The 14525-nt window shown below is 41.4% G+C and carries 9 protein-coding genes and 1 pseudogene; 9 read left to right on the forward strand and 1 reads right to left on the reverse strand.

Annotated elements, in window-relative coordinates; translation table 11 throughout:
- Positions 1 to 51 precede the first annotated feature (51 nt).
- The 8 genes and pseudogenes from tig to DW125_RS10725 form a co-directional block, all read left to right on the forward strand.
- The gene (tig, locus tag DW125_RS10690) at positions 52 to 1338 is read left to right on the forward strand and encodes a trigger factor (protein ID WP_021859586.1); all 1287 of its coding nucleotides are present in this window, start codon (positions 52 to 54) and stop codon (positions 1336 to 1338) included.
- Positions 1339 to 1372: 34 nt separating this feature from the next.
- Positions 1373 to 1954 (forward strand): ATP-dependent Clp endopeptidase proteolytic subunit ClpP, encoded by a 582-nt coding sequence (clpP, locus tag DW125_RS10695; RefSeq protein WP_021859587.1) that lies wholly within the window; start codon positions 1373 to 1375, stop codon positions 1952 to 1954.
- Positions 1955 to 1983: 29 nt separating this feature from the next.
- Positions 1984 to 3240, forward strand: a complete 1257-nt coding sequence (clpX, locus tag DW125_RS10700) for an ATP-dependent Clp protease ATP-binding subunit ClpX (protein ID WP_021859588.1) — start codon at positions 1984 to 1986, stop codon at positions 3238 to 3240.
- Positions 3241 to 3390: 150 nt separating this feature from the next.
- Positions 3391 to 5727 carry an endopeptidase La gene (gene lon / locus DW125_RS10705; protein ID WP_117538117.1) on the forward strand — a complete coding sequence of 779 codons (2337 nt, stop codon included), beginning with the start codon at positions 3391 to 3393 and terminating at the stop codon, positions 5725 to 5727.
- Between the two features lie 15 nt (positions 5728 to 5742).
- The gene (yihA, locus tag DW125_RS10710; RefSeq protein WP_021859590.1) at positions 5743 to 6345 is read left to right on the forward strand and encodes a ribosome biogenesis GTP-binding protein YihA/YsxC; all 603 of its coding nucleotides are present in this window, start codon (positions 5743 to 5745) and stop codon (positions 6343 to 6345) included.
- A 256-nt stretch (positions 6346 to 6601) separates the two neighbouring features.
- The gene (locus DW125_RS10715) at positions 6602 to 7510 is read left to right on the forward strand and encodes a trans-4-hydroxy-L-proline dehydratase activase (protein WP_117538118.1); all 909 of its coding nucleotides are present in this window, start codon (positions 6602 to 6604) and stop codon (positions 7508 to 7510) included.
- Between the two features lie 4 nt (positions 7511 to 7514).
- Entirely contained in the window at positions 7515 to 9890 is a 2376-nt protein-coding gene (gene hypD / locus DW125_RS10720; protein ID WP_117538119.1) for a trans-4-hydroxy-L-proline dehydratase, read from the forward strand.
- Positions 9891 to 10066: 176 nt separating this feature from the next.
- Positions 10067 to 10354, forward strand: a pseudogene (locus DW125_RS10725) (transposase domain-containing protein); the annotation flags it as partial.
- Positions 10355 to 10388: 34 nt separating this feature from the next.
- On the opposite strand, the gene DW125_RS10730 reads toward DW125_RS10725, so the two are convergent.
- Positions 10389 to 11264, reverse strand: a complete 876-nt coding sequence (locus DW125_RS10730) for an AraC family transcriptional regulator (RefSeq protein WP_117538120.1) — start codon at positions 11262 to 11264, stop codon at positions 10389 to 10391.
- 202 nt (positions 11265 to 11466) lie between these two features.
- Here DW125_RS10730 and DW125_RS10735 point away from each other — a divergent pair, with 202 nt between their 5' ends.
- Positions 11467 to 14505 carry a glycoside hydrolase family 2 TIM barrel-domain containing protein gene (locus tag DW125_RS10735; RefSeq protein ID WP_117538121.1) on the forward strand — a complete coding sequence of 1013 codons (3039 nt, stop codon included), beginning with the start codon at positions 11467 to 11469 and terminating at the stop codon, positions 14503 to 14505.
- Positions 14506 to 14525 lie beyond the last annotated feature (20 nt).

Raw genomic sequence — 14525 nt, forward strand, 5'->3', positions numbered from 1 at the left:
GCAGGCGCATAAAAGCGCGATTAAAGAATAGAATCAGGAGGAAATTGTAACATGAGTTTACAGGTAGAAAAATTAGAAAAGAACATGGCAAAACTTACAATTGAAGTACCTGCCAGTGATTTAGAAAAAGCACTTCAGAGTGCGTATAAGAAGCAGAAGAACAAAATCAGTCTGCCGGGATTTCGTAAAGGAAAAGTTCCGCGTCAGATGATCGAGAAGATGTACGGAGCAGAGATCTTCTTTGATGATGCTGCAAATGAGATCATTCCAAAAGCATATGCAGATGCTTATGATGAGTGCGAGCTTGAGATCGTTTCCAGACCGGAGATCAACATCGTACAGATTGAGAAGGGAAAACCGTTTATCTTCACAGCAGAAGTAGCTACAAAACCGGAAGTTACTCTTGGAGAGTACAAAGGACTGGAAGTAGACAAAGTATCTACACGTGTAACACAGAAAGAAGTAGAAGCTAAGATCGAGGAAGAAGCTGAAAAGAACGCAAGAACTGTAACAGTTGAAGACCGTGCAGTACAGGATGGAGACGAAGTAATCCTTGACTTTGAAGGGTTTGTAGACGGAGAAGCATTTGAGGGTGGAAAAGGTGAGAACTATCCACTGACTATCGGTTCCGGATCATTTATCCCGGGATTTGAAGAGCAGCTTGTCGGAGCAGAAGCCGAAAAAGAAGTAGAAGTAAAAGTAACATTCCCGGAAGATTATCATGCAGAAGAGCTGAAGGGAAAAGAAGCTGTATTCAAATGCACAGTACACGAGATCAAAGCAAAAGAGCTTCCTGAGATCGATGATGAATTCGCGGCAGAAGTTTCTGAGTTCGATACATTAGATGAGTACAAAGCAGACGTAAAAGCTAAGATCAAAGAGCAGAAAGCTACAGATGGAAAACGCAAACAGGAAGATCAGGCTGTAGAGCAGGCAATTAAGAATGCTTCTTATGAGATCCCGGATGCTATGGTTGATACACAGATTTCACAGATGGCTAACGATTTTGCACAGAGAATCCAGTCTCAGGGACTGACTATGGAGCAGTACTATCAGTTCACAGGAATGACTGAGGAGAAGATGAACGAAGAGTTCAAGCCGCAGGCTGTAAAACGTATCGAGACTCGTCTTGTACTGGAAGCTATTGCAAAAGCTGAGAACATCGAGATCAGCGATGAGAAACTGGACGAAGAGATCGCTAAGATGGCAGAAGCTTATAAGATGGAAGCTGACAAGCTGAAAGAATTTATGGGTGATGCTGAGAAGAAGCAGATGAAAGAGGATATGGCAGTTCAGGAAGCTGTTACATTCCTTGTAGAAAATGCTGTAGAGAAATAAATAACAGCAGATATTATATTGAGGAGGCATATACATGAGTTTAGTACCTTATGTCATTGAACAGACAAGCCGTGGAGAGCGCTCCTACGATATCTATTCAAGATTATTAAAAGACAGAATTATATTTTTAGGGGAAGAAGTAACAGACGTGTCCGCGAGTGTGATCGTAGCACAGTTATTATTCCTTGAAGCAGAGGATCCGGAGAAAGATATTCATCTGTATATCAACAGTCCGGGAGGCTCTGTAACAGCAGGTATGGCAATTTATGATACCATGCAGTATATCAAATGTGATATCGAGACAATCTGTATTGGTATGGCTGCAAGCATGGGTTCTTTCCTTCTCTCCGGTGGAACTAAAGGAAAGAGACTTGCACTCCCGAATGCGGAGATTATGATCCATCAGCCATCCGGTGGTGCGCAGGGACAGGCTACAGAGATTCAGATTGCGGCTGATCATATTTTGAAAACACGCCAGAAACTGAATCAGATCCTTGCAGAGAATACAGGACAGCCGTTAGAAGTCATCAGCCGGGACACAGACCGTGATAACTTTATGTCGGCTGAGGAAGCAAAGGAGTATGGTCTGATCGACGAGGTAATTACACGTCGCTAAGACGGTTCTCCGGGATATGAGGTGAGAAAATGGCAGGAAGAAACGATGATCAGGTGAGATGTTCGTTTTGTAATAAGACACAGTCGCAGGTGCGTAAGCTGATCGCAGGACCGGAAGGCGTATATATCTGTGATGACTGTGTTGAAGTGTGCGCAGAGATTATCGAGGAGGAGATGAATCCGGACAGTAATGCCGGATGGAATCCGTTCTCAGATATCAATCTGTTAAAGCCAGAAGAAATCAAAGCATTTCTTGATGAGTATGTGATCGGTCAGGAAGAAGCAAAGAAGGTTCTTTCCGTAGCAGTTTATAATCATTATAAACGGATTATGGCAGGAAGAGACGGTGTGGAGCTTTCAAAGAGTAACATTCTGATGCTTGGACCTACTGGTTGTGGCAAGACGCTTCTGGCACAATCGCTTGCAAAGATCCTGAATGTTCCATTTGCAATTGCGGATGCAACTGCACTTACAGAAGCCGGTTATGTCGGTGAAGATGTTGAGAACATTCTGCTTAAGATCATCCAGGCAGCAGATGGCGATATTGAGCGCGCAGAATATGGAATTATATATATTGATGAGATTGATAAGATTACTAGAAAATCCGAGAACCCATCAATTACAAGAGACGTATCCGGAGAAGGTGTACAGCAGGCATTGTTGAAGATTATTGAAGGAACCGTGGCAAGTGTTCCGCCACAAGGCGGACGAAAACATCCACATCAGGAACTGATCCAGATCGACACTACGAATATTTTGTTTATCTGTGGTGGCGCGTTTGAAGGAATTGAGAAGATCATTGAGAAACGTATCGATCAGAAATCTATTGGTTTCAATGTAGAGATTGCAGAGAAGCATGAAGATGACGTGGATCGTCTGCTGAAACAGGTCCTTCCACAGGATCTTGTAAAATTCGGATTGATTCCGGAGCTGGTCGGACGTGTGCCGGTGAATGTAACACTGGAGATGTTAGACCGTGATGCGTTAATATCTATTTTAACAGAACCAAAGAATGCAATTGTGAAACAATATCAGAAGATGCTGGAATTTGATGGTGTGGATCTTACATTTGATAAGGCTGCGCTTGAAGAGATAGCTGAGACGTCACTTAAGAGAAGAACAGGTGCCAGGGGACTCCGTGCAATTATGGAGAACATCATGATGGATATTATGTATAAAGCACCTTCCGATGAGACGTTGAAGACATGCAGGATTACGAAAGATGTAGTAAAAGGCATTGGTGAACCTGTATGTGAGCATGAGATGATAAGTTCAGAGAGTGCGTAATTATGGGGCGGGTACAGGTAATTGTGCCCGCCTGCTTTTATATATTAGCCGGAGAAGCTTTTCAACTTTGTATGAGAAGGGCCGGAGAAGCTTTCAGTTTTATAAGAAAAGCACGAAAGAGATCCAAGAAGATAAAACAGGAGAGTATATATGGAAAATGAAAGAATAAGTCTGCCTGTTGTGGCACTGCGTGGAATGACGATCCTGCCGGAGATGGTGGCACATTTTGATGTGAGCCGTGAGAAATCACTGCAGGCAATTGATCAGGCTATGACAGAAGGAGAGAAGATTTTCCTGACAGGGCAGTATGAGATAGAGACAGAAGATCCGGATGTGACAGATATACACAGAATCGGATGTATTGCAACAATCAAGCAGATTGTGAAGCTTCCGAAGAAGATCAGCCGTGTTCTGGTAAGCGGAGAGCAGAGAGCAGAACTCATTGATCTGGAGTTTAAAGAGCCATATCTGCGCGGAATGGTTGCAGTGCGAGAGGATGTGGATACTTCATGGGAAGATACCGGAGCAGAACAGTCACCGCTCAATCTGGAAGCAATGGTGCAGGGACTCCGGGATATTTTCAAAGAATACATGGCAAAAAATCCAAAGATTGCGAAGGAATTTTCAGATCAGATCGATCAGATCACAAATCTTAAGAAAATGGTAAATGTGATCAATGCCAATGTTCCGATGTCTTATCTGGAATATCAGGAATTTCTGGAAGAAACGAATCTTATGAAACGGTATGACAAACTTGCCTATAAGCTTGTGAATGAGATTCAGGTACTTAATATTAAAGAAGAATTACAGGAAAAGATTAAAGAACGTGTGGATAAAAACCAGCGGGAATATATTCTGCGTGAAGAACTCAAACTGATTCGTGAAGAACTTGGAGATGAAAATCAGTTATCGGATGCGGATGAATTTCAGCAGAAGTGTGATGCGCTGGAGGCACCGGATGAAGTAAAAGAGAAGATTTCCAAAGAGATACGGAGATTCCGTAATTCCATGAATAATCCGGCAGAGTCGGGAGTTATCCGTACTTATATCGAAACGATGCTGGATATGCCGTGGGATCACATGTGTAAAGAACACAAAGATATTGCATATGCCAAAAAGATTCTGGACGAAGATCATTATGGACTGGACAAAGTAAAGGAACGTGTGCTTGAATTTCTGGCGGTACGCGCTCTGACGAAGAACACAGATGCACCAATCCTTTGCCTGGTTGGACCTCCGGGAACCGGTAAGACATCCATCGCAAAATCACTGGCGCATGCTTTGAAGAAGCCGTATGTGCGTATTTCACTCGGAGGCGTACGAGATGAGGCAGAGATCCGCGGTCACAGAAAAACTTATGTCGGAGCGATGCCGGGAAGAATTGCAGCGGCTGTGAAGAACGCCGGAGTGAAGAACCCACTGCTCCTTCTGGATGAGATCGACAAAGTCAGCAATGATTATAAAGGGGATACATTTTCAGCACTTCTGGAAGTACTGGATGCGGAGCAGAACAAGAATTTCAGAGATCATTACCTGGAGGTTCCGCTGGATCTTTCGGAAGTATTATTCGTGACAACAGCGAATACATTACAGACGATTCCAAGACCGCTTTTAGATCGTATGGAAGTGATTGAGATCAGCAGTTATACGGAAAATGAAAAACTTCATATTGCAAGAGAACACCTGATCCCGAAACAGCTGAAAAAGCACGGTTTAAAAGAAAAACAACTGTCGATCAGCAAGAAAGCTCTGTGGAAGATTGCAAGAAATTATACAAAAGAAGCCGGAGTCAGGCAGATGGAACGTAAAATTGCTGATATCTGCCGCAAAACAGCAAGAGAGATTTTGGAAGATAAGAAGAAAGCCGTACGCGTGACAGAAAGGAATCTGGAACATTATCTCGGAAGAGAGCTGTTCAGCTATCAGATGAAAAATGACAAGGATGAAGTTGGTATTGTGCGGGGACTTGCATGGACAAGTGTTGGCGGCGATACGCTTCAGATTGAAGTAAATGTCATGCCGGGAGAAGGCGAAATCCTGCTGACCGGTCAGCTCGGAGATGTGATGAAAGAATCCGCGCGTACAGGTATCAGTTATATCCGCTCCGTCAGCTCGGAGCATAAGATTGATGAGAAATTTTTCAAAGAGCATGATATTCATATACATATACCGGAAGGTGCAGTGCCAAAAGATGGTCCGTCGGCGGGAATTACAATGGCAACAGCAATCTTTTCGGCTGTTACAGGGAAAAAAGTCCGTGCAGATCTGGCAATGACCGGAGAAATTACGCTGCGTGGAAGGGTTCTTCCAATCGGAGGTCTGAAAGAAAAGCTTCTCGCTGCTAAAAATGCGGGAATCCTGACAGTTCTTGTTCCAAAGGAAAATAAAGCGGATGTAGAAGAGATATCAACAGAGATTACAAAAGGACTGGAGATCATTCCGGTTTCTCATATGGATGAAGTATTGAAGCTTGCATTAAAGCGTTAAAAGGGGGAAAAGAATATGGTTATAAGAAGCCTGAATCTGGAAACAGTATGTGGAATTACAAGTAAATTACCGGAAAATGAACATCCGGAAATTGCATTTGCAGGAAAATCAAATGTTGGAAAATCATCCCTCATTAATGCTCTCATGAATCGGAAATCATTTGCGCGTATTTCCGCGACACCAGGAAAGACACAGACGATTAATTTTTACAATATTAATGAAGAATTATATCTGGTAGATCTTCCGGGATATGGATATGCAAAAGTATCTGAGCAGGAAAAAGCGAAATGGGGTCAGCTCATTGAGCGGTATCTCCATGGATCGGAACAGTTGAAGGCAGTCTTTCTTCTGATTGATATCCGGCATGATCCGTCTGCAAACGACAAACTGATGTACAGTTGGATCGTGGAGCAGGGATTCAATCCGATCATTATCGCGACTAAATTAGATAAGATCAAGCGTAGCCAGGTACAAAAGCAGATCAAAGCAATTCGCCAAGGATTAAATCTGCTTCCGGGAACGATTGTTATTCCATTTTCATCTGTGACGAAGCAGGGAAGAGATGAGATATGGGAGCTGGTTGAGACGGAATTTATGGAGAAGAATGAAGAGGAGTAATGGATGAGAGAAATTGTCATCTGTGAAGATGTAGAGATTGAAAGAAACCTTTTGAATACAGTACTGCTATGGAACTGCTGTTTCTTGACACCTACATGAAAGAATTAAACGGCATGGAGACAGCGCGAAGAATAAGAGAATAAGGAAAGAGAAGTTTGATAACAGATTGACAAACTTCTCTTTCTTTGCTATTATTAGACTAAAGTACAAACAAAAGTCTAACAGTAAAACAAAAGTAACGGGAAGGAGTAAGATCATGAATTATATTACGAATATCCAGAAGTATTCTATTCATGACGGAGATGGAATTCGTACTACCGTTTTTTTTAAGGGATGCCCGCTGAAATGTGTCTGGTGTCACAATCCGGAGACGCAGCGATTTGAAAGAGAACTTCAGTACGATAAGGAAAAATGCATTGGATGCGGAGCCTGTGCAAAAGTCTGTCCGCAGAGCGCGATTTCAATGACGGAGGGAAAACCGGTTCTTGACAAATCTCTGTGTAATCTTTGCGGAAAGTGTGAGAATTACTGCCCGGAAGGAATCCGTGAGACAGTGGGAGAAGAGTATCCGGTAAAAGAACTGGTAAAAGAACTGATGAAGGATCTGATGTTCTACGAGCAATCCGGCGGCGGTGTTACTCTTTCCGGCGGAGAAGTTATGGCAATGTCTACGGAGTATGTGCTGGAAATTGCCAAAGCACTTAAGAAGGAAGAGATTTCTTTAACAATTGATACGTGCGGATATGTGCCGTATGATAAATTTGAAGCGGTTTTACCGTATGTAGATACATTTTTATATGATGTGAAAGTGATGAATCCGGAGCTTCATAAGAAGTACATAGGCGTAGATAACAGACTGATTCTTGAGAACCTTGTGAAATTAGCGGATGCGGGAGCAAGGATTTACATCCGTATTCCGACAGTCAAAGAAGTGAATGGCAATGATGAGAATATGAAGGCAACCATTCAGTTCTTAAAAGAACACAATATCCATCCGGCACAGGTGAATCTGTTGCCGTACCATAATACAGGAAGCAGCAAGTATCCAAAACTGGATATGGAATATAAAGGAACTGATTTAACGGCACCAACAAATGAAGAGATGGAAGGTTTTGTAAAACTTTTCCAGGATGAAGGCTTCTCAAATACCAGAATAGGAGGTTAAAACAATGGCAAAAAGAGGCATGAATGAAAGAATTCAGAAACTGAGAGAACTGAGTGTAACAACACCGGTACATATCGACTTGGAGAGAGCGAAGATCGAGACAGATTTTTACAGAGAGAATGATGGAAAATATTCTATTCCTGTAATGAGATCTATGGTATTAAAAGAGTATTTCTCCAAGAAGACATTATATCTGGGTGATGGAGAACTGATCGTAGGTGAAAAAGGAAAAGACCCGCAGGCATCTCCGACATTCCCGGAACTTTGTTGCCACAGCGTAGAAGATATGACAGTTATGAGCGAGCGTGACCTTGTATCTTTCCATACAACAGAAGAAGACAGAAAGCTTCAGGCAGAGGAGATCATCCCATTCTGGCAGGGACGCAGCATGAGAGAAAAACTTCTTGCAACTATGACTCCGGAGTGGAATGACTGTTATTCAGCAGGTATGTTCACCGAGTTCATGGAGCAGAGAGGACCGGGACATACATGTGGTGGAGAACAGGTATTTACAACCGGATATATGGATTACAAAGAGAAAATCAAGAAGACAATGGATTCGCTTGATTTCTTAAATGATCCGGAAGCATACGACAAGATGGAAGAGTTAAAAGCTATGGATATTTCCTGCGACGCAGTGATCATCCTTGGCGAGAGATATCATGAATTAGCACTGGAGATGGCTGAGAAAGAAGCTGATCCGGTTCGTAAAGAAGAATTAAAACAGATCGCAGCCAACTTGGAAGTTGTTCCTGCACATGCACCAAAGACATACTGGCAGGCAATCCAGTTATACTGGTTCACACATCTGGCAGTTACAACAGAGCTGAACCCATGGGATGCATTCAGCCCGGGACGTCTTGACCAGCATCTGATCAAATACTACGAGGCAGATACGGAAGCAGGAATTCTGGATGATGATAGAGCAAAAGAGCTGTTAGAGTGCTTATGGGTGAAATTCTACAACCAGCCGGCACCGGTAAAAGTAGGTATCACACTAAAAGAAAGTGCTACATACACAGATTTTGCAAATATCAATACAGGTGGTGTGACGCCGGACGGACGCGATGGAGTTAACGCAGTCAGCTATCTGATCCTTGACTGTATGGACGAGATGAAACTGGTTCAGCCAAACTCTAACGTAACAATCAGCAAGAAGACACCGGCACGTTTCTTAAAGAGAGCATGCGAGATCTCAAGAAAAGGATGGGGACAGCCGGCATTCTACAATACAGAAGCACAGACAATGGAGCTTATCAATGCAGGTAAATCACTGGAAGATGCACGCCGCGGCGGATCTTCAGGATGCGTTGAGACAGGAGCATGGGGAAGTGAAGCATATATCCTGACCGGATATCTGAACATCCCGAAAGTATTCCAACTTACACTTTATAATGGATTTGACAATGAATCCGGCAAACAGCTCGGTCTGAAACTTGGTTATGCAAAAGACTTCAAGACATATGAAGAATTATGGGATGCATTCCAGAAACAGCTGAAACATTTCATCGATATCAAAGTACGTGGAAATAATGTAATCGAGAAATTATATGCAGAGAACATGCCTGCACCGTGCCTTTCAGTTGTAACAAACGACTGTATCAGCAATGCAAAAGATTACAATGCAGGTGGAGCAAGATACAATACAAACTATATCCAGGGTGTAGGTATCGGAACTGTTACAGATTGTATCACAGCAATTAAATATAACGTATTCGATAAGAAAAACTTCACAATGGAAGAACTGATCGAAGCGATGGATCATAACTTTGAAGGATACGATGCAATTTATCGTATGGTACATGATAAGACACCGAAGTATGGTAATGATGATGACTATGCAGATTCTATCATGCAGGATGTATTTAACCTGTACCATGATTTGATTACAGGACGTCCGACTATGAGAGGCGGAAAATACGGAGTAGATATGCTCCCGACAACATGCCACGTTTACTTCGGAGAAGTAATCGGAGCAACTGCTAACGGAAGAAAAGCAAATGTTCCGGTATCTGAAGGTATCTCACCGGAGAAATCCGCTGATACAAACGGCCCTACAGCAGTTATCAAATCCTGCTCAAAGATGGATCACCTTGCAACAGCAGGAACTCTTCTGAACCAGAAATTTACTCCGGATGTTGTAGCAGGAGAAAAAGGACTTGAGAACATGTCCAGCCTGATCCGTAGCTATTTCGCAATGGACGGACATCATATCCAGTTCAATGTCATTGACAGACAGACATTGATCGAAGCACAGAAACATCCGGATGACTACCGCGACCTGATCGTTCGTGTAGCCGGATACAGTGACTTCTTCCGTAACTTAAGCAAACCGTTACAGGATGAGATCATCAACCGTACAGAGCAGTCTTTCGGCTAAGATGTAAAATAATATAAGATATAAGACAGGATATCCGGAAATGTAAAAGTTTCCGGGTATCTTTTTATTGACGCTGCTTGCCAGAAATTTAAATATCAATTATACATAACGCAGACGAGAGCATTTATAAGTATAGATCAGTATGGAGTTGATGCCTTATTTGCGTACCTTAAAAAGATGGAGAAGTTCCTATTGATAATAATGCCAGTGAACGAGTAATACGAGGATTTTGTATCGGCAAGAAAAATTGGCAGATGATTGACACGATCAATGGTGCCCATTCTTCAGCAATCATTTATAGTATTGCCGAAACTGCAAAGGCAAACAACCTAAAGCCATATGATTATTTTGTATATCTTCTGGAGGAGATTCCAAAACATATGGAACAAAAAGATCGAACCTTTCTTGAGAACCTGTTACCATGGTCTAAAAAACTTCCAGAAGGGATTCGAAAACAACAGTAGCCAGGAACCGCCAATTACGGCGGTTCTCAATTTTTCAATGTACTCGCTGTTGAGCGTTTACTATTTTTCGGTATTCTCTTGGCGAATATCCTTTCAGCTTGTGAAAAAGCCGGCTGAAATAAAGCTGGTTATCATATCCGACAATCTTAGAAATCTCATTGATGGAATAAGTTGTTGTTTCAAGTAACATCTGAGCATTGTTGATGCGGATTCCCACAATGAATTGCATTGGTGTAGAACCGGTATATTTTTTGAAATTTCGGATAAACCAGCTGACACTCATGCCTCGTGAGGCAGCATAATCATCAATATTGATATTTTGATTGTAGTTTTCACTGAAAAAGGTAACAGCATTATCCATCTCATGATCAAGGTATTCATTTTTTAATATGTGCTCTCTTGTCAGTTCCCGGTGGAAACTGATCAGAAGATGACGTAGCAAAAGGACAAGCATTTCCTCATAATTATCTTGACAGCGTTGGAGCTCGATAATAATATGCTTGAAAATTTGTTCATATTCATTAGATGTACCAACTTGAAAGACATGTTCTTTATCTGGAAACCCATATTGACGTAAGATATTTTTTACATTGCTTCCTGTGAAGTGAATCCAGTATACTTCTGTCTTATCTTCTCCGTAATATTCATATTTTTGGAGTTCTTTCGGTCTGTACAGTACAATGTTGCCGGCTGGAACAATCGTTTCATTATTTACATTATCAAAATGAAAATGCCCACAACCAGCAGTGATATATATAATCTGATAATCCAGACGACCCCTTGGACGGTAGGTCGGAAGTTTGGGATGTCTGGAAAGACGGTAAGTACCACAGCTACCTACAATCAGCGGACGACTTTTGTCTTTGAAATCCATATGTGAGTGGTTCAAATAACCGGTGTTCAAATACATAGGACAGCACCTCTTTTCGTACTTTTTATCATTGTATCATTTAGTGCATATTTTGTCTAATCCAATTCATAGACATGTTTTGCAGATTAGGATAAGATATATATAGCAAAACAGAGAAACGTAAACATAAAAGTAAAAGACAAGGTTTGCTTTGGAAAAACAAAGTGCAAAAAAATGTATATGTATTGGAGGAGAGCTATTTATGATCGTACCACGTTATTATGAAAATCTAAGCGTACTGCACGAAAACACAATGCCAGCCAGAGCCTATTATATTCCGGCATCCAGAAGAATGGATAACTTGGTGGAACACAGAGAAGAGTCAGATCGTATGCAGTTATTGAATGGAACTTGGAAGTTCCAGTATTTTAACAGCATCTATGACATTCAGGATTCTTTTTTTGAGAAGAATTATGATACAGAAAATTTTGATGAGATTCAGCTTCCAAGTGTATGGCAGATGGCTGGATATGATACACACCAGTATACAAACATCCGGTATCCATTTCCGTTTGATCCACCATATGTGCCACAGGACATTCCGTGTGGAGCCTATGTACATACTTTTGAGTACAGTAGAGATGAGAAAGCATCAAAAGCTTTTTTGAACTTTGAAGGAGTAGACAGTTGCTTTTATGTATGGATCAATGGCTCTTATGTAGGATACAGCCAGGTTTCGCATATGACCAGTGAGTTTGATGTTACCGATGTACTTCAGGATGGAACGAATACGGTGGCAGTGTTGGTAATGAAGTGGTGTGATGGTTCCTATTTGGAAGATCAGGACAAATTCCGTATGAGTGGTATTTTCCGGGATGTGTACATTTTGAAACGACCAAAACAGGCAATCAGTGATTATCATATTAAAACAAGAATTGAGGATATGCTTGCGAAAGTAGAAATTGAAATGAAATTCTACTCTCCGTTAAATGTAAAAATTTCGATTGAAGATAGAAACGGAGCAGTTGTAGCACTAGGTAGTATTGCTGAAGAAGGAACAGCTGTATTAGAAATTGCAAGTCCGGAACTTTGGAATACAGAAAATCCATATCTATATAAACTGATTCTTGAAACAGAGAATGAAGTAATTGTAGATCACATTGCATTAAGAAAGATAGAGATTAAAGACCAGGTTATTTATTTAAATGGACAGAAGATTAAATTCCGTGGTGTCAATCGACATGATTCTGATCCGGTTACTGGATTTACAATCAATCCGGAACAGATTACAACCGATCTTACGTTAATGAAGCAGCATAATTTTAATGCGATCCGTTCCAGCCACTATCCGAACGCACCATTTTTCTATGAAATGTGTGACAAGTATGGATTCATGGTAATAGATGAAGCAGATATTGAAGCTCATGGTCCATTTATGATCTACAGAAAAGAAGACACTGATTACAATCGGTTCAAACGATGGAATGAGAAGATTGCAGATGATCCGGTATGGGAAGAGGCAATCGTTGATCGAGTAAAACTCATGGTGGAACGTGACAAAAACCGTTTCTGTATTGTTATGTGGTCAATGGGAAATGAGAGTGCTTATGGCTGCAACTTTGAAAAAGCACTGGAATGGACAAAGAATTTTGATCCAGACCGCATCACACAATATGAGAGTGCAAGATACCGTAATTATGATGAAACATATGATTACAGCAATCTGGATGTGTACAGCCGGATGTATCCGGCGCTTTCCGAAATTCAGGAATATCTGGATAAAGATGGAAGCAAACCCTTCCTTTTGGTAGAGTACTGTCACAGCATGGGAAACGGACCTGGAGATTTTGAAGATTACTTCCAGATGATTCAGGATAATGATAAAATGTGCGGCGGCTTTGTCTGGGAATGGTGTGACCATGCGATTGCTCATGGAACTGCTGAGAATGGAAAGACTATATATGCTTATGGGGGCGACCATGGCGAAGAAATTCATGATGGCAACTTCTGTATGGATGGATTAGTATATCCGGACAGAACGGTACATACAGGACTTTTGGAATACAAGAATGTTTATCGCCCGGCAAGGGTTATTTCCTATGACAAAGAAAGCGGAGAACTGGTGCTTCATAACTACATGGATTTTGATGACTTGAAAGATTATGTGAAGATCAGTTATGAACTGACGCAGGACGGGCTTGTAATCAGCAAAGGTAAACTTCCAGAAGTTTCAGCAGCACCACACAGTGAAGGAAAAATAAACCTTAAAATCAATGTGCCAGAGAGTGGAAAATGTTATTTAAAATTTATTTACCATCTGAAAAAGGAATTGCCACTGTTGGATGAAGACCATATTCTTGGATTCGATGAAATTGAGGTAAGCAAAGACGGTGCAAAATGTAAACTTGCTGAGAAATGGCTACAAAAAACAGCAGTGGACTCTGAGTTGCAGGTAAATGAAAATGATACACAGATCCATATCAAGGGGCGTGAATTTGCTTATACCATAGACAAACGTACTGCACTCTTTACAGAGATGAAATTCGCAGGTCGGGAATATCTGAACCACCCAATGGAATTAAATATCTGGAGGGCACCAACAGATAATGATATGTACATCAAGTCTGAATGGAAGAAAGCCCATTATGATAAAGCTTATACAAGAGCTTACACGACAGAGGTCGTGCAGGGAAAGCATGGTGTGAAAATTACAAGCCATGCATCCGTTGTGGCAGAGACAGTACAGAAGATTCTTGATGTGACGATCACATGGAAAATAGAAGCTGCTGGAAAGATTGATGCAGATATTGCAGTAACGAAAGATGATGAATTTCCGGACCTGCCAAGATTTGGTGTGAGGATGTTCCTGGATAAAAAACTTTCAGCTGCACGATACTTTGGAATGGGACCACAGGAAAGCTATTGTGACAAACATCAGGCTGCGAGCCACGGTTTGTATCAGACAAATGTAGATGATTTGCATGAGGATTATATTCGCCCACAGGAAAATGGAAGCCATTATGATTGTGAATATGTAGAGCTTAACAACAGCCGATATGGAACTGTGGTCTCTGCGGAAAATACCTTCTCATTCAATGCTTCTTATTATACGCAGGAAGAACTTGAGAAGAAAACGCATAATTATGAATTGACAGAATCAGATAGTGTAGTATTTTGCGTTGACTACGCATTAAATGGCATTGGTTCTAATAGTTGTGGTCCAGTTGTATTGGATCAGTACCGATTTGATGATGTATTATTCCGGTTCCAGTTTACGCTGATACCGTATGTAAAGGGATAATAAAGTTTCATGTAACCCGT

Source organism: Dorea sp. AM10-31 (genome assembly GCF_003435815.1).
Taxonomy (GTDB): domain Bacteria; phylum Bacillota; class Clostridia; order Lachnospirales; family Lachnospiraceae; genus Dorea_D; species Dorea_D hominis.